Annotated in this window: 15 protein-coding genes; 1 reads left to right on the top strand and 14 read right to left on the bottom strand. The window is 62.0% G+C overall.

Annotation, left to right across the window (positions count from 1 at the left end):
• Positions 1 to 99 precede the first annotated feature (99 nt).
• Genes AZF01_RS04210 through AZF01_RS04200 form a run of 3 tightly spaced genes read right to left on the bottom strand, consistent with a single transcriptional unit; the run spans position 100 to position 3745 of the window.
• The gene (locus AZF01_RS04210) at positions 100 to 486 is read right to left on the bottom strand and encodes a hypothetical protein (protein WP_024706585.1); all 387 of its coding nucleotides are present in this window, start codon (positions 484 to 486) and stop codon (positions 100 to 102) included.
• Positions 487 to 546: 60 nt separating this feature from the next.
• The gene (locus AZF01_RS04205) at positions 547 to 2760 is read right to left on the bottom strand and encodes a primosomal protein N' (protein ID WP_024706584.1); all 2214 of its coding nucleotides are present in this window, start codon (positions 2758 to 2760) and stop codon (positions 547 to 549) included.
• A gap of 46 nt (positions 2761 to 2806) precedes the next feature.
• Positions 2807 to 3745 carry a GNAT family N-acetyltransferase gene (locus AZF01_RS04200; RefSeq protein WP_024706583.1) on the bottom strand — a complete coding sequence of 313 codons (939 nt, stop codon included), beginning with the start codon at positions 3743 to 3745 and terminating at the stop codon, positions 2807 to 2809.
• Positions 3746 to 3887: 142 nt separating this feature from the next.
• On the opposite strand from AZF01_RS04200, the gene AZF01_RS04195 reads away from it, so the two are divergent.
• Positions 3888 to 4823 (top strand): tyrosine recombinase XerC, encoded by a 936-nt coding sequence (locus tag AZF01_RS04195; protein WP_024706582.1) that lies wholly within the window; start codon positions 3888 to 3890, stop codon positions 4821 to 4823.
• Between the two features lie 46 nt (positions 4824 to 4869).
• Here AZF01_RS04195 and AZF01_RS04190 read toward each other — a convergent pair whose 3' ends face one another.
• The 11 genes from AZF01_RS04190 to zapE all read right to left on the bottom strand — a co-directional run bounded on the left by AZF01_RS04190 (position 4870) and on the right by zapE (position 18109).
• On the bottom strand, positions 4870 to 5133 hold the full coding sequence (locus AZF01_RS04190) for a hypothetical protein (RefSeq protein WP_024706581.1): 264 nt from the start codon (positions 5131 to 5133) through the stop codon (positions 4870 to 4872).
• 157 nt (positions 5134 to 5290) lie between these two features.
• Positions 5291 to 6256 carry a DMT family transporter gene (locus tag AZF01_RS04185; protein ID WP_244435502.1) on the bottom strand — a complete coding sequence of 322 codons (966 nt, stop codon included), beginning with the start codon at positions 6254 to 6256 and terminating at the stop codon, positions 5291 to 5293.
• A 125-nt stretch (positions 6257 to 6381) separates the two neighbouring features.
• The gene (gene lpdA / locus AZF01_RS04180; protein ID WP_024706579.1) at positions 6382 to 7788 is read right to left on the bottom strand and encodes a dihydrolipoyl dehydrogenase; all 1407 of its coding nucleotides are present in this window, start codon (positions 7786 to 7788) and stop codon (positions 6382 to 6384) included.
• Positions 7789 to 7888: 100 nt separating this feature from the next.
• Positions 7889 to 8527, bottom strand: a complete 639-nt coding sequence (locus tag AZF01_RS04175; RefSeq protein WP_024706578.1) for a LysE family transporter — start codon at positions 8525 to 8527, stop codon at positions 7889 to 7891.
• 17 nt (positions 8528 to 8544) lie between these two features.
• Positions 8545 to 9159 (bottom strand): LysE family translocator, encoded by a 615-nt coding sequence (locus AZF01_RS04170; protein WP_024706577.1) that lies wholly within the window; start codon positions 9157 to 9159, stop codon positions 8545 to 8547.
• 24 nt (positions 9160 to 9183) lie between these two features.
• Positions 9184 to 10428 (bottom strand): 2-oxoglutarate dehydrogenase complex dihydrolipoyllysine-residue succinyltransferase, encoded by a 1245-nt coding sequence (gene odhB / locus AZF01_RS04165; RefSeq protein WP_024706576.1) that lies wholly within the window; start codon positions 10426 to 10428, stop codon positions 9184 to 9186.
• Positions 10429 to 10525: 97 nt separating this feature from the next.
• Positions 10526 to 13510 (bottom strand): 2-oxoglutarate dehydrogenase E1 component, encoded by a 2985-nt coding sequence (locus AZF01_RS04160; protein WP_024706575.1) that lies wholly within the window; start codon positions 13508 to 13510, stop codon positions 10526 to 10528.
• A 168-nt stretch (positions 13511 to 13678) separates the two neighbouring features.
• Positions 13679 to 14584 carry a succinate--CoA ligase subunit alpha gene (sucD, locus tag AZF01_RS04155; protein ID WP_024706574.1) on the bottom strand — a complete coding sequence of 302 codons (906 nt, stop codon included), beginning with the start codon at positions 14582 to 14584 and terminating at the stop codon, positions 13679 to 13681.
• A gap of 6 nt (positions 14585 to 14590) precedes the next feature.
• Positions 14591 to 15787, bottom strand: a complete 1197-nt coding sequence (sucC, locus tag AZF01_RS04150) for an ADP-forming succinate--CoA ligase subunit beta (protein ID WP_024706573.1) — start codon at positions 15785 to 15787, stop codon at positions 14591 to 14593.
• Between the two features lie 31 nt (positions 15788 to 15818).
• Complete coding sequence (gene mdh / locus AZF01_RS04145; RefSeq protein WP_024706572.1) at positions 15819 to 16781, bottom strand: malate dehydrogenase; 963 nt, start codon at positions 16779 to 16781, stop codon at positions 15819 to 15821.
• A 173-nt stretch (positions 16782 to 16954) separates the two neighbouring features.
• Positions 16955 to 18109, bottom strand: a complete 1155-nt coding sequence (gene zapE, locus AZF01_RS04140) for a cell division protein ZapE (protein WP_244435501.1) — start codon at positions 18107 to 18109, stop codon at positions 16955 to 16957.
• Positions 18110 to 18188 lie beyond the last annotated feature (79 nt).

Here is an 18188-nt window from a genome sequence, read left to right as displayed (position 1 = left end):
CTCGCAACACGCGCAAAGCCCGTTTGGAGCATTGGCATGCGTTTCTCGTCACAAAGTCGCAAAACCCTGAAACGCAGTGCTTTTGAATGCCTTTGTCGTTTACGCCCAGCCAAGGCCGTAAAGCAGCATGAACACGCCGGCCACCGCCTGGCAGACGAGGAATATCCCTCCCTTGATCGACCGGCTCCCGGTCGTGCCCATCCACAGCAACCTGGTCAGAAAGCCGAAGATCAGCGCCAGGCCGAAGGTGCGATAGATCATCGGCTGGTCGAACAGGAGCGCCATCAGCGACATGGCGGCATAGGTGCCGCCGATCATCGAACGGATGTGGATCGACTGCCCGCTCTCCTCCTTCAGTCCGGAAAATCCTGCAAGCCCCATCAGCTTCAGCGGCGCCAGCGCCACGACGAGCCCCCAGATCAGGATGACAACGGCCATGAACAGGGCGATCTGCCCGATGAAACTCTCCGGCCAGTAAAAACTCATCTGAACGCTCCCTTGCCTTGCGCGGCGCGGGTCCTCCGCGCTTCTTGAAATTCAATCTATCTAGAGAAAGCTCTGCGGGTCAATGTCAAGCTGCACGCGGACGCTGCCGCGTTGTCGCGGCCCGTTTTCGAGCATTTCCCGCAAAAAAGTCTGGATGTCGTCCGCCCGGCTGCCGTGCACGAGCAGGCGAAAACGGTAGCGGCCCCGCACCAGCGCCAGCGGCGCCTCGGCCGGGCCAAGCACCGAGATCGAGCGCCCGGCCGGCGCCGCCGCCCTCAACCCCCGCGCATGCGCCTCGGCATCGGAACGGTTGTCTGCGGAGATGATAACCGCGGCTAGCCGGCCGAAAGGCGGCAGGCCGCTCTTTTCCCGCTCCGTGATCTCCCGGTCGTAAAACGCCTCGGCATCGCCGGAAACGATCGCCTGCATCACGGGGTGGGCCGGCTGATAGGTCTGGATCAGACCCTTGCTCGCAAGCCCCGTGCGCCCTGCCCGCCCCGTCACCTGCGCAAGAAGCTGGAAGGTGCGCTCGGCCGCGCGCGGATCGCCATTGGCAAGGCCGATATCGGCATCGACCACGCCGACAAGCGTCATCAGCGGAAAATTATGCCCCTTGGCCACCAGTTGCGTGCCGATGATGATATCGGCCTCGCCATTGGCGACGGCCTCGAGTTCCAGCCGCAGGCGCTTGACCCCGCCGGCCATGTCCGAAGACAGGATGATCGTGCGCTTCTCCGGAAAATGCTGCTCGACTTCCTCGGCGATGCGCTCGACCCCCGGCCCGCAGGCAACGAGATGATCGAGCGTGCCGCATTCCGGGCAAGCCTCGGGCACCGGCTCTCCGTGGCCGCAATGGTGACACATCAGCCGCCCGCGAAACCGGTGTTCGACCAGCCAGCTCGAGCAGTTCGGGCACTGGAAGCGATGGCCGCAGACCCGGCAGAGCGTGAGCGGCGCATAGCCGCGCCGGTTCAGAAACAGCAACGCCTGTTCGCCGCGCCCGACCGTTCTGTCGATCTCCGAAAGCAGCGAGGGCGACAGGAAGCCGCCGCGTTTCGGCGGATCGCGCCTCAGGTCGACCGTCTTCAGGCTCGGCAGCGCCGCCTCGGCAAAGCGGCCGGGCAGATGGATGCGGCGGTAGCGCCCGGCAAGCGCGTTGACCTGGCTTTCGACAGAAGGCGTCGCGGAAGCCAGCACCGCTGGAAAACCACCGATGCGCGCCCGCACCACCGCCATGTCGCGGGCGTTGTAGAAGACGCGGTCTTCCTGCTTGTAGGCCGTATCATGTTCCTCATCGACGACGATCAGGCCGAGTTCCTCAAAGGGCAGGAACAGCGCCGAGCGGGCCCCGGCAACCACGCGGATCGAACCCTCCGCCGTCTGCCGCCAGACCTTTTCGCGCATGCGCGGCGCGAGGTCCGAATGCCATTCGCCGGGCCGCGTGCCGAAGCGGGCTTCGAACCGGTCGAGGAAGCTCGCCGTCAAGGCGATTTCCGGCAGCAGGATCAGCACCTGTTTGCCCCTGCTGAGCGTTTCGGCCACGGCCTCGAAATAGACCTCCGTCTTGCCGGAACCGGTAACGCCGTCGATCAGCGTTACATTGAAACCGTCCGCCGCCACGGCAGCGCGCAGATCTTCGGCCGCCGCGTCCTGGTCGGGAGAAAGCGCGGAGCGTGCATAATCGGGATCGGGCGTGGCAAAGGCCGGCGGCGGCGGCAGGAAGACGGTGTCGAACACGCCGTGCTTCATCATCGTCTCGACGACGCTGGCGCTGACGCCGGCAGCGCGCGCAAGCCCGAGCCGCGTCCAGCCGGCGCCGTCTTGCGCCAGTTCGAGAACGCGCTTTCGCGCCGGCGTCATCCGCTCGGGAACCGTACCCGTCAGCGTCAGCCCCTCGACCATCGGTTCAGGCTCAAGGGCCGCAGGCGCGCGAACGGCCATGCGCGCGACAAGCCCCGGCGGGGTCAGCGTGTAGGCGGCAACCCAGGAAATGAAACGACGCATCTCCTCCGCCACGGGCGGGCAATCGAACACATGCTCGATCGGCCGCAGCTTCTTCGGGTCAACAGCATCGCCCGCCTCGTCCCAGACGATGCCGATCACCTTGCGCGGGCCGACCGGCACCTGGACGACGGAACCGGGCATCACCGCCATGCCCTCGGGCACGGCATAGGAATAGGGACCGGCGACCGGCAGCGGCACCATCACGGGCACGCTGCGCACGACGGCGGGGTCCATGCGTTTTCCAAAGAGGTCGAGCGAATCTGAGGTCATGGCTGGCAAGCTTGCCCGCCGCACCTTTCAAAGTGAAGCGGAGAATTCAAGATGCGTCCGAGACGACCGGAGCGGGCTTGGACTTTTCCAGGACGAAGGCCGCATCCGGATCGGTGGCAAGCGCATGCACCGTATGATGCTCCAGCGCCGCGGTCACATCGGCAGGCTCGCCCTGCAGCTCATGCGGCATGATCATGTTGCCGACGGTGAAGTCAAACCGGTCGCCCTTCTTGTTCAGAAGTTCGTGGAAAACCGTCATGTCGCGCAGCTCCGTCGACCATTTGGCGAACCAGTAGAACAGGCCGGAATTGCGCGCCTTCAGATGCACGGGCAGGATCGGCAGGTCATATTTGCGGGCAAAGCCGATCGCCGAGGTCTTCCACGGGCGCTCGTTGAGCTTGCCATCGGCCCAATAGGCAATGCGGCCGGAGGGAAACAGCACCATCGCCTTTTCTTCTCTGATGGCGTTGTTGGTCACCTGCAGCGTCTCGCGCGCCTTGAGCTTGCTCTTGAACTCCTCGCGCCATTCGACCGGGATGATCATCTCGACCAGGCGCGGATTGACGCGCACGGCGTCCCGGTTGGCGAAGAACGTCATATCCGGGCGGCGCTCTTTCAGAAGGTCGAAGACGGCCACCCCGTCGGCGATGCCGGTCGGATGGTTGGAAACCATCACGAAACCGCCCTTTTCGGGGATGCGCTCACGACCGGTGCAGTTGATGTCGAGGGTCAGACGGTTGGAGATGTAGTCAAAGACCTGGTAGCCATCCATGGACTCGATGTCATTGGCGAAATCGATCGCCTTGCCGTAGCCCAGAAGCAGGTGGAGAAACGGACGCATCACCGGCCAGAACGGATTGTGGACGATCTTCTGTCCGCGTTCGGCGATCAACGTGTCGACGATGTGTCCCGGTTGCCCTTGTGAAACAAGCGCGACCGCCTCAGCGAACTGCGCAAGTGCGGATGATGAATCACGACGCGCCATAAGACATCCTGCTTTTGCTGAGAAGCGTATATCGCAATTCCGTGTGAAAAGACAATGACACCTCCCCGAACCCTTAGCGTTTTTGTAACCCAATTTACTGTAAAATCGCGCCGCGGCAAGAAGTTCCTGAGACGGTGACCCCATGGGCGAAATACTGGTGCCTGCTGATGATGCATTGCTTGGCTTGCGTCAAGAGTGGCTGCGAGCGCTTGCCGGCGAGCGCCGGCTTTCGGCCAAGACGACCGAGGCCTACGAGCGCGACACGCGGCAGTTTCTCGCCTTCCTGTGCGGCCATATCGCCCGGCCCGTGCGGCTCTCGGACATTGATTCGCTGAGGCCTGCGGACGTGCGCGCCTACCTCGCCTTCCGCCGTCGCGAGGGCGCCGGCGCGCGCACGCTTGGCCGCGATCTGGCGGGCATCCGTTCATTTCTACGCTGGCTGGAAAAACGCGGACTTGCCAATGCCGCCGGCGTGCGCGCCATGCGGGCGCCGAAACAGCCGAGATCGCTGCCCAAGCCCCTGAGCGCCGAGGAGGCGCTCGCGGTTTCAACGGAGCAGGGCCAGTTGGCGGAAGAGCCCTGGATTGCCGCGCGCAACGCCGCCGTCTTCTGCCTTCTCTATGGTTGCGGACTGCGCATCTCAGAAGCGCTGGGGCTGACGCCGCATGACTTTGCCGACAATCCGACAAGCCTAAGGATCACCGGCAAGGGCGAAAAGACCCGTATCGTGCCGCTCCTGCCGGCAGCGCTTGCGGCCGTGCGGCATTATGGCGCACTCTGCCCGCATCATCTGGAAGCAGACAAGCCGCTCTTCCGCGGACTGCGCGGAAAACCGCTACAGCCGGCGATCATCCAGCGGGAAATGCAGGCGCTGCGCGGAGCGCTTGGCCTCTCGGACAAGGCCACGCCGCATGCGCTGCGGCACTCCTTCGCGACCCATCTCCTGGCCGCCGGCGGCGACCTCAGGACCATTCAGGAACTGCTCGGCCACGCGTCCCTCTCGACGACGCAGATCTACACCGGCGTCGACACCGGTCGACTTCTGGAGATCTACGACAAGGCGCATCCGCGCGCCTGAGGAGTGAAGAAGGCCCCGCCTTCAAAGCGGGGCCGCGTCGCTGTGCTCAATCGTTCAGATCGTTGTAGCTGAAATCGATCAGCTTCGGCGTGCCGTCAGGCTGGACCTTGTAGGTCTTGACGGCATGCCAGTTTCCTTCATCCATCACCGAGGTCGAAAAGACATCGCCGGGCGCGGCGATGCGGGCGATGTCCCTGTCGGCGGCCGTCACCTTGGGGCCGTAGAAGGAAGGGTTGAGCGGCTGGGCGGCGAAGGCCGCGCCTGCGCCGACGATCAGGGTTGCAAGCGAAAGAGCGATAATCTTCTGCATCAGGTCTGTCCTTGGGAGGTTTCAGCGTTCTCGTTCACCGGAAAGGACCATCCCTTTCCTCGCTCCCATTCCAGTCCTTGATTGTGTTCAGGATAGGATTTTCGCCGCCACAAATTCATTAAATTACTGTAAATATTGTATTTTTCTAATTCTACAGTCAATCCGTTGTAGTTTGGCGCACACGTGGCGGACGGGCGGCGATCGCCGCGCCGAGGCCGATCATCGCAAGTCCGGCAATTTCCAGGCCTGACGGCCGTTCGGCGAAAATAAGAATGCTCCACAGTGCCGCAAACACGAGATAGGCGTTGTCGAAAAGGCCGACGACCGGCGCCGGGGCTGTGCGGTAAGCGCCGGCGACACCCGTGGTTATGGCCACAAGGAAGAGTGCGAGAAGCCCGATCAGCGCCCAGTCCGACACACCGAGCGGTCGCCAGGCGGTTAGCGCGAAACCATCGCCCGCCGGAAACAGGAGAACGCACGCCATGCCCGCCGCGCCCGATACGGCAAGCGCGACATTGAGATTGAGCGCCATGGCGAAAGGCGCTTCGCCACGACACTTGTCCCAGGTAATGATCGCCGCAAGAGCATAGAAAAAAGCAGCAAGAAGCGGAAGCAGCAGGAAAGGCGAGACGGCTCCGGCCGACGGATTGACGCTGACGACCACGCCGGAAAACGCAAGCAGAATGGCGCACCACCGCACAAGACCCACCGGCTCTCCAAGATGAAAGCGGGCAAGGAGCGCCATCCACAACGGCGATGTATAGTAGCAGGCCGCCGCCAGCGACAGCGGCAGGTGCGGAAGAGATGCGTAATAGCAGAACCACATGGAAACGAGGCAGAGGCTGCGGGCCGTCACCCACCCAAGGTGTTCGGGAATGAGTCGCGTGCCGCGCGCGAACAATTTCAGCCCGAGCGCGAGAAGCATCGCTGCAAATGCGGATCGCAGGAAGATCAGTTGCGCAAGACCGAAACGCACGCCGGACAGCTTGACCAGCGCATCGGAGAGCGAGAGCAGGAAGACCGAAGCGGTGATCAGCGCGATTCCCGCTGCCGGACCGGCGGCAAAGATGGATCCGGTTGATTTGTGAGCCATGGCCCATGAAAACAGGATTTTGCGCGCCATGAACAACGAATTTTACTGAAGTCTTGGATCAACGACGCGAATGACGGCGCCGGACACATGAAAAACGACCCCGCAGAACGGGGCCGTATCAAACCTTCAGTCAGGAACGCCCTTCGGCGCCGGCCCTACATATGGATCGGCTTGAAGAAGGCGGCGAGCGCTGCTTCCTTCACCGCTTCCGACATTGTCGGATGCGCGTGGCAGGTGCGGCCGAGGTCTTCGGCAGAACCGCCGAACTCCATCAGCACCGCCGCCTCGTGGATCATCTCGCCGGCGCCGAAGCCGACGATATGGACGCCGAGCACGCGGTCGGTCTCCTTGTCGGCGAGCACCTTGACGAAACCGTCGGTCGCTTCCATGGCGCGGGCGCGGCCATTGGCCATGAACGGGAACTTGCCGACAGTATAGGCCACGCCGGCTTTCTTCAGCTCTTCCTCGGTCTTGCCGAGCGAGGCGACTTCCGGCTGCGTATAGACGACGCTCGGGATCACGTCATAGTTCACGTGACCTGCCTGGCCGGCGAGGATTTCGGCAAGCGCCACGCCCTCGTCCTCGGCCTTGTGCGCGAGCATCGGGCCCTTGACCACATCGCCGATGGCGTAGATTCCGTCGACATTGGTCTTGAAATGACCGTCGATCTCGACACGGCCGCGATCGTCGAGCTTGACGCCGGCCTCCTCCAGACCGAGGCCTTCGGTGAAGGGCTTGCGGCCGGTGGAAATCAGCACGATGTCGGCCTCAAGCGTCTCGGCGTCGCCACCCTTGACCGGCTCGAACGTCACCTTCGCGCCGTTCTCGCCCTTTTCGACGGCCGTGACCTTGGCCGAAAGCTTGAAATCAATGCCCTGCTTGGCGAGGATCTTCTGGAACTGCTTGGAGGCTTCGCCGTCCATCGTTCCGAGAATCTTGTCGAGGAATTCGATGACGGTGACCTTGGCGCCGAGGCGCGACCAGACCGATCCGAGTTCGAGCCCGATGACGCCGCCGCCAACGACGACCATATGTTCGGGAACCTTTTTCAGCGCGATCGCGCCGGTGGAGGAAACGATGGTTTCCTCATCGATCGCGACATCGACGCCCGGAATGCCGGCGACATCGGAGCCTGTGGCAATCACGATGTTCTTGGCTTCAAGTTCCTCGGTCGAACCGTCTTCCTTCGTCACCTGCACCTTGCCGGCGGCAACGATCTTGCCGGTGCCCTGATAACCGTCGATCTTGTTCTTCTTGAACAGGAAGGCGACGCCCTCGACATTCGACTTCACCACCGCGTCCTTGTGGCCCATGAGCTTCTCATGGTCGAGTTCCACGCCCGCAAGCTTGATGCCGAGGCTCTCCATGCCGTGGGCGGCGTGCGCATACTGTTCCGAGGCATGCAGCAGCGCCTTTGAGGGAATGCAGCCGATATTGAGGCAGGTGCCGCCATAGGTGGCGCGCTTCTCGACAACGGCGACCTTCATGCCGAGCTGCGAGGCCTTGACCGCGCAGACATAGCCGCCGGGACCGGAACCGATTACGATGAGATCATAGGACATCAGATTTCCTTCTCTTTATTGAGGTCATCGCCGATGCGAAGGATGGGCGCTGCATGACCATATTTTCTGGCGGCCGATGGCCGGATTTGTTGTCGTTGGCTCAGCCTGCCTTTTCCGTTGCCAGCTTCAGGCCGAATGCGATGAAGACCGCACCGCTCGCGCGGTTGATCCAGACGCTCGCCTTTTCGAATGCCGAGCGCATGCGCGGCGTGGTCAAAAACAGCGACACGCCGACGAACCATGCGATCAGGCACGTCGCCATGACGAGACCATAGCCGAACTTCACCGCCGCGGGCGTTTCGTGGCTGACCACGGTCGAGAATATCGACAGGAAGAACAAGACCGGCTTCGGATTGAGCGCATTGGCGAGAAAGCCGAGCGAAAAGGCCTTTCCCGCTCCCTGCCTTGCCGTTGCGCCGGCTTGGGCTACGGGCGAAACATCGGCCTTGCCGGAACGCAGCGACTGGATGCCGAGATAGATAAGATAGGCCGCGCCCGCCCATTTGATCACGTTGAAGACCATGATCGACTGCGAGATGATCAGCCCCAGCCCCATGATCGTGTAGCTGACATGGAACATCAGCGAGGTGCCGACGCCGAAACTGCTGAGCACCGCCGAGCGCCGGCCATGGACCAGCGCCTGCCGGATGATCATCGCGGTATCCGCGCCGGGAGCGACGATGGCGAAGGAGAAGATCGCCATCAGCGACGCGAGCTCGATCAGATATTGATGATCCATGAAAGGCGTCCCGGTTTCTATTGCCTGGTGAGCGCGAGTTTAACGCCGAAACCGGCAAAGGCCAGCGCCACGCTGCGCCGCATCCATGCCATGGCCCGTTCGCTCGAAAGCACCCGGTCGCGCATCAGCCCGGAGAACTGGCCGTAGACCACGAAGACGGCAAAGGTCATCGCCATGAACACGGCCGACATCGCCAACATTTCCAGTATCGGCGAGGCAGCGGCGGGCGAGACGAATTGCGGCAGGAAGGCGAGGAAGAACACGGAGAGCTTGGGATTCAGGATGTTGATCAGAAAACCGTTGCGCGCGATCGCAAACAGGCTGCGCCGCGGCGCCCCCTCGCCCGAGACCCTGAGCGTGCCGCGATCCTTGAGCGTCTGCCAGGCAAGATAGAGAAGATAGGCAACGCCGGCAAACTTCACCGTCTGGAACAGCAGTGCGCTGGTGTGAAACAGCGCGGCAAGCCCGAACACGGAGGCGAGGATTGCCGGAATGATGCCAAGCGTGCAGCCGAAGGCGGCGGCGACGCTTGCCATCCTGCCCTGCGCCAGACCGGTGGCGAGCGTGTAGACCACGCCCGTGCCGGGAGCCAGAACAACAATCAGCGCCGTAATCAGGAATTCGATGCTCATGTTCCGGCCCCCCCGGGATTGAGATCAGAGATCGAGAACGAGGCGTTCGGGATCTTCCAGCGTTTCCTTCACGCGGACGAGGAAGGTCACCGCTTCCTGACCGTCGACCATGCGGTGGTCATAGGAGAGCGCCAGATACATCATCGGGCGGATGACGACCTGGCCGCCGATCGCCATCGGCCGTTCCTGGATCTTGTGCATGCCGAGAATACCCGACTGCGGCGCATTCAGGATCGGCGAAGACATCAGCGAACCGTAGACGCCGCCATTGGTGATCGTGAAGGTGCCGCCCTGCATGTCCGCCATGGAGAGCTGGCCGCTGCGGGCCGCCTTGGCAAGACGCGCGATCTCGGCCTCGATCTCGGCGATCGACATCCGGTCGGCATCGCGTACGACCGGAACCACCAGACCCTTGTCCGTGCCGACGGCCATGCCGATGTGGCAGAAGTTCTTGTAGATGATGTCGGTGCCGTCGATCTCGGCGTTGACCGCCGGGATTTCCTTCAGGGCGTGACAGACAGCCTTGGTGAAGAAGCCCATGAAGCCGAGCTTGACGTCGTGCTTCTTCAGGAACAGGTCCTTGTATTTGGAGCGCATTTCCATCACGGCCGTCATGTCCACCTCGTTATAGGTGGTCAGCATGGCCGCGGTGTTCTGCGCATCCTTCAGGCGCTTGGCGATGGTCTGGCGCAGGCGCGTCATCTTGACGCGTTCCTCGCGGTCGGCATCCTCGACCTTGGAGGGCGCGCGCTGCGGGGCCTTGGCCGGTTCCGAGGAGGGCGAAGACGTTCCCTTGGCGGCTGCGGCGATGACGTCGCCCTTCAGCACCTGGCCGCGCTTGCCGGAACCTTCCACCTGATCGGCGGAGATGTTCTTTTCTTCCATCATCTTGGCCGCGGACGGTGCTGCCGGCATGTCGGAACCGCCGGACTTCGGCTTGTCTTCAGCCTTGGCTTCTTCCTTCTTGGGCTCTTCCTTCGGCGTTTCGGCCTTCGGTTCTTCCTTTTCGCCGCCGCCCGCAGCCGGCGCATCGCCTTCGGCGATCTGGCCGAGCAGCGCGTCGAGCTCGACGGTTTCACCCTCGCCGGCGACGATCTCGGAAAGCGTGCCGGAAGCTGGCGCCGGAACCTCGATGGTCACCTTGTCGGTTTCCAGTTCGACAATCGGCTCATCGGCGGCGATGGCGTCGCCGACCTTCTTGTACCAGGTGCCGACCGTTGCTTCGGTAACGGATTCACCCAAAGTGGGAACGCGGATTTCAGTGGCCATGTCAAAAGTCCCGATATTGATAAGTGTGGTGTCCGGATCGCCTTGAAGCGGTCGTTCGCGTGCCGGGCTTTGAAGGCCCGGCGCGCGCTCATTCGTGTTACTCGCCGAGCGCGTCGTCGAGGAAGGCCGCAAGCTGCGCCTGGTGGCGCGACATCAGGCCCGTCGCCGTCGAGGCGGCGGCCGCGCGTCCGGCATAGCGAACACGGCTGTGCTTGGCGTCGATATGGGTCAGCACCCATTCCAGATAGGGCTCGATGAACGACCATGCGCCCATGTTCTTCGGCTCTTCCTGGCACCAGACCATCTCCGCGTTCTTGAAACGCGAAAGCATGTTGATCAGCGCCTTGGCCGGGAATGGATAGAGCTGCTCGACGCGCAGCAGGTAGATATCGTCGATCCCGCGCTTCTCGCGTTCCTCGAACAGGTCGTAATAGACCTTGCCCGAGCACAGCACCACTCGGCGGATCTTGGAATCCTTGACCAGTTTGATCGGCGTGTCCTGCTCGACCGCGTCGTCCCACAGGAGACGATGGAAAGCGGTCTCGCCGGCCATTTCCGAAAGCGTCGACTGGGCGCGCTTGTGGCGCAGCAGCGACTTCGGCGTCATCAGGATCAGCGGCTTGCGGAAGTCGCGTTTCAGCTGACGACGCAGGATATGGAAATAGTTCGCCGGCGTGGTGCAGTTGGCGACCTGCATGTTGTCTTCCGCGCACATCTGCAGCCAGCGCTCGAGACGGGCAGATGAGTGTTCCGGCCCCTGCCCCTCGTAACCGTGCGGCAGAAGGCAGACGAGACCGGACATCCTGAGCCATTTGCGCTCGCCCGAGGAGATGAACTGGTCGAAGATCACCTGCGCGCCGTTGGCAAAGTCGCCGAACTGGGCTTCCCACAGCGTCAGCGCGTTGGGCCGGGCCAGCGAATAGCCGTACTCGAAGCCGAGCACAGCCTCTTCGGAGAGCATCGAGTTGACCACCTCGTAGCGCCCCTGGCCGGAGCGGATGTTCTGCAACGGCAGATAGCGCTCCTCGGTCTCCTGATCATAGAGCACCGAATGGCGCTGCGAGAAGGTGCCCCGCTCGCAATCCTGGCCGGACAGACGAACCTTGAAACCCTCGTAGCAGAGCGAACCGAAAGCCAGAGCCTCGGCCATGGCCCAGTCTATCCCCTCGCCGGTCTCGATCATCTTGGCGCGGTTGTCGAGGAAACGCTGCACTGTGCGGTGGACGTTGAAGCCCTCCGGAACCTCTGTCAGCTTCTTGCCGATCTCCTTCAGCGTCTTCATCGGCATGGACGTCTTGCCGCGGCGCAGCTCGTCGGCATTGTCGGCGGCGCGCAGGCCCGACCATTCGCCGTCCAGCCAGTCGGCCTTGTTCGGCTTGTAGGAGGAGCCGGCCTCGAATTCCTGCTCGAGGAAGCTCTTCCAGTCGGCGAGCATGCCTTCGAACTCGTCCTTTGTAATCAGCCCTTCCTTGATCAGCCGGTCGGCATAGAGCTTGGTGACCGTCTCATGCCCGCGGATGACCTTGTACATCTTCGGCTGCGTGAATGCGGGCTCATCGCCCTCATTGTGGCCGAAGCGGCGGTAGCAGAACATGTCGATGACGACGGGCTTGTGGAACTTCATGCGGAATTCGGTCGCAACCTTGGCCGCATAGACCACGGCTTCCGGATCGTCGCCGTTCACGTGGAAGATCGGCGCCTCGATCATCTTCGCCACATCCGACGGATAGGGCGAGGAGCGCGAGAAGGCCGGATTGGTGGTGAAGCCGATCTGGTTGTTGACGATGAAATGCACCGTGCCGGCAACGCGATGGCCGCGCAGGCCGGAAAGGCCGAGAATTTCGGCAACAACGCCCTGGCCGGCAAAGGCGGCATCGCCGTGCAGCAGAAGCGGCATGACCTTGGCGCGCTCCGACAGCGGCACGATCTCGCCCTCGCGGCGGGTGGCGATGATATCCTGCTTGGCGCGGGCCTTGCCCATGACGACCGGGTCGACGATCTCAAGATGGGAGGGGTTCGCCGTCAGCGACAGGTGAACATTGTTGCCGTCGAACTCGCGGTCGGAAGAGGCGCCGAGGTGATATTTCACATCGCCGGACCCTTCCACATCATCGGGCTTGAAGGAGCCGCCCTTGAATTCGTGGAAGATGGCGCGATGGGTCTTGGCCATCACCTGGGAGAGCACGTTGAGGCGGCCGCGATGCGGCATGCCGAGAACGATCTCCTTCAGGCCCAGCGAGCCGCCGCGCTTGATGATCTGCTCCAGCGCCGGGATCAGCGATTCCGCGCCATCGAGGCCGAAACGCTTCGTGCCCTTGTATTTGGTATCGAGAAATTTCTCGAAGCCTTCCGCCTCGATCAGCTTCTGCAGGATCGCCTTCTTGCCGTTCTCGGTGAAGGTGATGCTCTTTTCCGGTCCCTCGATGCGCTCCTGGATCCAGGATTTTTCCTCCGGATTGGAAATATGCATGAACTCGACGCCGAGCGTGGTGCAATAGGTGCGCGTCAGGATGTCGACCATTTCCGGGATGGTGGCGTATTCCAGGCCCAGAACATTGTCGAGGAAAATGCGGCGGTCGTAATCGGCCTCGGTGAAGCCATAGGCCTTCGGCGACAGCTCGTTGTAATCGTCATCCGCCATGCCGGCGAGGCCGAGCGGGTCGAGCTTGGCATGCAGATGGCCGCGCATGCGGAAAGCGCGGATCATCATCAGCGCGCGCACGGAATCGCGTGTGGAGCGCAGCACGTCCTCGTTGGAAACGGCAGCACCTTCTGCGGCAGCCTTGCCGCGCAGCTTCTTCTCGACCACCTGCTCGACATCGGCCCAGTTGCCGTCAAGCGCCGCCGTCAGGTCGTCATTGGGCTTGACCGGCCAGTTGTCCTTTTTCCAGGACGCGCCTTCGGCCGCCTTGCGAACGGCATCCGGATCGTCGCCAAGCGCCTTGAAGAAGTCGCGCCACTCTTCCGAAACCGAATTCGGATCGTCTTCATAGGCCGCGTACAGATGCTCGATATAGGTGGCGTTGGCGCCATCGAGGAACGAGGTCAGAAGAAATTGTTCGTTGGCTTCTTGCCTTGACATATGCACCGCGCGGATCGCAATCCGCCTCCCGCTTGAAACGACGAAACCGGCACTTGGCCGGACCATCCGATGAAACACCGATTGTGACGACCGTCAAATGGCCACAAAAACGGTAAATTCGTGACGGCCGTTTCAAAAAAGGCCGTCACGCATCTGTTCTAAGGTGGATCAGCCCTTCAGGACTTCAACCAGCGTCTTGCCGAGACGCGCCGGGGACGGCGACACCTTGATGCCGGCCGATTCCATCGCCTCGATCTTGTCTTCGGCGCCGCCCTTGCCGCCGGAGATAACAGCGCCGGCGTGGCCCATGGTGCGGCCGGGAGGAGCGGTACGACCGGCAATGAAGCCGACCATCGGCTTGCTTCGCCCCTTCTTGGCCTCGTCCTTCAGGAACTGAGCGGCTTCTTCCTCGGCCGAACCGCCGATTTCGCCGATCATGATGATGGATTCGGTCGCATCGTCCGCCAGGAACATTTCCAGCATGTCGATGAACTCGGTGCCCTTGACCGGGTCGCCGCCGATACCGACGGCCGTGGTCTGGCCGAGGCCTTCATTGGTGGTCTGGAACACGGCCTCATAGGTGAGCGTGCCGGAGCGCGACAGCACGCCGACCGAACCCTTCTTGAAGATCGAGCCCGGCATGATGCCGATCTTGCATTCTTCCGGCGTCAGAACGCCGGGGCAGTTCGGGCCGATCAGGCGCGACTTCGACTTGTCGAGCTTCGCCTTGACCTTGACCATGTCGGCGACCGGAATGCCTTCCGTAATGCAGACGATCAGCGGAATTTCGGCTTCGATCGCTTCCAGGATCGCAGCGCCCGCGCCTGCCGGCGGCACGTAGATCACGGACGCATCGGCGCCGGTCTTTTCCTTGCCCTCGGCAACCGAGGCAAAGATCGGCAGATTTGTGCCATCAACGCCCGACGACCATTCGGTTCCGCCCTTCTTGGGGTGAATACCGCCGACCATCCGGGTGCCGTAATAGGCAAGCGCCTGCTCGGTGTGGAAGGTGCCGGTCTTGCCGGTGAGGCCCTGAACCAGAACCTTGGTGTCTTTATTGACCAGAATGGACATGGGTACTCAGGCCTCCTTAACGGCCGAAACGATTTTCTGGGCCGCGTCGTCTAGATCATCTGCGGAGATGACGTTGAGGCCACTCTCGTCGATGATCTTCTTGCCGAGTTCGACATTGGTGCCTTCCAGGCGGACGACCAGCGGCACCTTGAGGCCGACTTCCTTGACGGCCGCGATCACGCCTTCGGCGATGACGTCGCAGCGCATGATGCCGCCGAAGATGTTGACCAGAATGCCCTTCACGGCCGGATCGGCGGTGATGATCTTGAAGGCCGCCGTGACCTTTTCCTTGGACGCGCCGCCGCCGACATCGAGGAAGTTGGCGGGCTCTGCGCCGTAGAGCTTGATGATGTCCATCGTCGCCATGGCAAGGCCAGCGCCATTGACCATGCAGCCGATATTGCCGTCGAGCGCGACATAGGCGAGGTCATATTTGGAGGCCTCGATTTCCTTGGCGTCCTCTTCCGTGGTGTCGCGCAGCGCGCGGACATCGTCGTGGCGGAAGAGCGCATTGCCGTCGAAGGAGACCTTGGCGTCGAGAACGCGCAGATGGCCGTTTTCCATGACGATCAGCGGGTTGATCTCCAGAAGGCTCATGTCCTTTTCGACAAAGGCCTTGTAGAGGATCGGGAACAGACGTTCGGCGTCCTTGGCGGCGTCGCCCTCAAGCTGCAACGCTTCGCAAAGCGTCTTGACATTGGAGGCGGTCACGCCGGTGTCGGGATCGATCGCGACGGTGACGATCTTGTCCGGGGTTTCCTCGGCCACCGTCTCGATGTCCATGCCGCCCTCGGTGGAAACCACAAAGGCCACCTGGCCGACCGTGCGGTCGACGAGCAGCGAGCAGTAAAGCTCGCGGTCAATATCGGCGCCGTCCTCGATATAGAGGCGGTTGACCTGCTTTCCGGCAGGACCGGTCTGCTTGGTCACCAGCGTGTTGCCGAGCATCTCGTTGACAAAGGCCTTGACCTCGTCGGCGGACTTGGCGAGGCGAACGCCGCCCTTGGCATCGGCCGGCAGTTCCTTGAACTTGCCCTTGCCGCGGCCGCCGGCGTGGATCTGGCTCTTGACCACGTAAAGCGGACCGGGAAGCTTGCCGATAGCGGCCTCGACCTCATCGGCGCTCAGGATGGCAACGCCATCGGCGACCGGCGCGCCATAGCCCTTCAAGAGAGCCTTGGCCTGGTATTCATGAATATTCATGCGGATATCCGTCCTTTTTGAAGAAAGCGGCTTATTTCAGAGCGGGTGCGATTTCCTTGCAGGCGTCGCAGAGCCCCTTGACGGCGTCCACCGACTTGTCGAAGCCGGTCTTGTCTTCGCCCGTAAGCTCGATTTCGACGATGCGCTCGACGCCGCCTTCGCCGATGACGATCGGAACGCCGACATACATGCCGTCAACGCCGTACTGACCGGTCAGGTGGGCAGCAGCCGGCATGACGCGCTTCTTGTCCTTGAGGTAGCTTTCGGCCATGGCGATGGCGGAAGCGGCAGGTGCGTAATAGGCCGAGCCGTTCTTCAGAAGGGCAACGATCTCGCCGCCGCCGCCGCGCGTGCGGGTGATGATCGCGTCGAGCTTTTCCTGGGTGGTCCAGCCCATCTTGACCAGATCGGGCAGCGGGATGCCGGCAACGGTCGAATACTGCGCGACCGGCACCATGGTGTCGCCGTGACCGCCGAGAACGAAGGCGGTGACGTCTTCAACGGAGACGTTGAACTCTTCGGCGAGGAAGTAGCGGAAACGGGCCGAGTCCAGCACGCCGGCCATGCCGACGACCTTTTCGGCCGGAAGGCCGGAGAACTTCTGCAGCGCCCAGACCATGGCGTCCAGTGGGTTGGTGATGCAGATGACGAAGGCGTTGGGCGCATACTGCTTGATGCCCGCACCGACGGCTTCCATGACCTTCAGATTGATGCCGAGGAGATCATCGCGGCTCATGCCCGGCTTGCGCGGCACGCCGGCCGTGACGATGCAGACATCGGCGCCTTCGATTGCCGAATAGTCGGAAGCGCCGGAAAGCTTCGCGTCAAAACCGTCAACCGGCGAGGATTCCGCGATATCGAGCGCCTTGCCCTGCGGCAGCCCGTCGGCGATATCGAACAGAACGACGTCGCCCAGTTCCTTCAGCCCCGCCAGATGCGCGAGCGTTCCCCCGATCATGCCCGAACCGATCAATGCGATTTTATTGCGCGCCATGAATGTATCCTCTGAAAACTCATTTCTGGACGATGGTCAAAACCGTGCCCATGACGGGGTTGGGATATCGGCAAACGGGGCATTTTTCAACCGGTTTTTACGAGGCCAATATTTTCAATCGGTTATATATGTTTTATTTGACGTTAACGTAAAATAAATGAAAAACGTCGCCCCTATTTCGCCCATTTTTCCTTGTGCGCTGCGAGATAATCCGTGCTGCGCATTTCGAAAAGTCGCGAGGCCGTGCGCTCGAATTCGAACCCTTCCCGTCCCTTGCGATCAACCAGAAGTTCCTCCGGCATGGCTTCCGCGGAGATCACCGTGCGGATCGTCCGGTCGTAAAGCGTATCGACCAGAATGATGAAGCGTTTGATTTCATTGCGCTGATCGGCGGAAAGCTTCGGCACGTCATCAATGAAGACGGTCGAGAAGCGGTCGGTGATCGCCATATAGTCGGCGGCGCCCAGCGGCTTCCGGCACAGGTCGTCGAAGGTAAAGCGCGCAAAGGCGCCGCCTGCGTTTGGCACATGCAGCACGCGCCCGCGCAGCGCGATCTCTTCCGGCCCGGTCTCTGCCCCGCGCGTCGCCACTTTCCAGGTCTCGTCCATCTTCCGCCGGGCCTCATCATCAAGCGGGGTGAGATAGACCGGACGCCCCTCGAATTTCTCCATGCGGTAATCGGTATCCGAATCGAGTGTCGTTACCGTGACATTTTCCTTCAGCACCTTGATGAATGGCAGGAAAAGCCCCCGATTGAGGCCGTCCTTGTAGAGATCATCGGGCGCGACATTCGAGGTCGCCACGAGAATGCAGCCGCGCTCGAACAGGGCGGAGAAGAGCCGCGAAAGGATCATCGCATCGGCAATATCGGTGACGGTGAATTCATCGAAGCAGAGAAGCCGGTTTTCGCCGATGATCTGTTCGGCGACGGGTCCAATCGGATCGGCCTGCTTCACCTCGCCCGCCTTCAACCTGCGCCGGTGCGCGTTGATGCGCTCCTGCACATCGGCCATGAAGGCGTGGAAATGAGCGCGCCGCTTGTCGGCAATCGGGGCCGCCTTAAAGAACATGTCCATCAGCATCGTCTTGCCGCGCCCGACGCTGCCGTAAATGTAGAGCCCCTCCACAAGCGGGCCGCCCTTCTGGCGCGACAGGCCGAAAAGGCGCGAGATCAGCCGCCCGCCTTTTTCCGCCGGCCTGACGGCCGAAAGCCCTTTCAGAACACGGTCAAGCTCACCGGCGACGGCCAGCTGCGCGGGGTCGGCCTTGAGCTGGCCCTTTTCGGTCATTGTCTCAAGGCGTTTGGTGACGGTCGTGGTTACGGCCATGAAAAATTCCGGAACAAGGATGAACATGCCGCGGGCAGCGCGGCGAAGAAGCCTGATACGGCTCTATCTGACAAATGCC

The sequence above is a fragment of the Martelella sp. AD-3 genome, from assembly GCF_001578105.1.
Taxonomy (GTDB): Bacteria; Pseudomonadota; Alphaproteobacteria; order Rhizobiales; family Rhizobiaceae; genus Martelella.
The sequence above is the reverse complement of the archived record's forward strand: the minus strand, read 5'-3'. Positions and strand labels throughout refer to the sequence as shown.

What these genes read in the sequence shown, in the direction of transcription:
- lpdA (WP_024706579.1), bottom strand. Translation starts at nt 7,788, where the DNA reads ATGTCCTATGATCTCATCGTAATCGGTTCCGGTCCCGGCGGCTATGTC.
- zapE (WP_244435501.1), bottom strand. Translation starts at nt 18,109, where the DNA reads ATGGCCGTAACCACGACCGTCACCAAACGCCTTGAGACAATGACCGAA.
- AZF01_RS04175 (WP_024706578.1), bottom strand. Translation starts at nt 8,527, where the DNA reads ATGGATCATCAATATCTGATCGAGCTCGCGTCGCTGATGGCGATCTTC.
- mdh (WP_024706572.1), bottom strand. Translation starts at nt 16,781, where the DNA reads ATGGCGCGCAATAAAATCGCATTGATCGGTTCGGGCATGATCGGGGGA.
- AZF01_RS04160 (WP_024706575.1), bottom strand. Translation starts at nt 13,510, where the DNA reads ATGTCAAGGCAAGAAGCCAACGAACAATTTCTTCTGACCTCGTTCCTC.
- AZF01_RS04190 (WP_024706581.1), bottom strand. Translation starts at nt 5,133, where the DNA reads ATGCAGAAGATTATCGCTCTTTCGCTTGCAACCCTGATCGTCGGCGCA.
- AZF01_RS04195 (WP_024706582.1), top strand. Translation starts at nt 3,888, where the DNA reads ATGGGCGAAATACTGGTGCCTGCTGATGATGCATTGCTTGGCTTGCGT.
- AZF01_RS04185 (WP_244435502.1), bottom strand. Translation starts at nt 6,256, where the DNA reads ATGGCGCGCAAAATCCTGTTTTCATGGGCCATGGCTCACAAATCAACC.
- odhB (WP_024706576.1), bottom strand. Translation starts at nt 10,428, where the DNA reads ATGGCCACTGAAATCCGCGTTCCCACTTTGGGTGAATCCGTTACCGAA.
- sucC (WP_024706573.1), bottom strand. Translation starts at nt 15,787, where the DNA reads ATGAATATTCATGAATACCAGGCCAAGGCTCTCTTGAAGGGCTATGGC.
- AZF01_RS04205 (WP_024706584.1), bottom strand. Translation starts at nt 2,760, where the DNA reads ATGACCTCAGATTCGCTCGACCTCTTTGGAAAACGCATGGACCCCGCC.
- AZF01_RS04200 (WP_024706583.1), bottom strand. Translation starts at nt 3,745, where the DNA reads ATGGCGCGTCGTGATTCATCATCCGCACTTGCGCAGTTCGCTGAGGCG.
- AZF01_RS04170 (WP_024706577.1), bottom strand. Translation starts at nt 9,159, where the DNA reads ATGAGCATCGAATTCCTGATTACGGCGCTGATTGTTGTTCTGGCTCCC.
- AZF01_RS04210 (WP_024706585.1), bottom strand. Translation starts at nt 486, where the DNA reads ATGAGTTTTTACTGGCCGGAGAGTTTCATCGGGCAGATCGCCCTGTTC.
- sucD (WP_024706574.1), bottom strand. Translation starts at nt 14,584, where the DNA reads ATGTCCATTCTGGTCAATAAAGACACCAAGGTTCTGGTTCAGGGCCTC.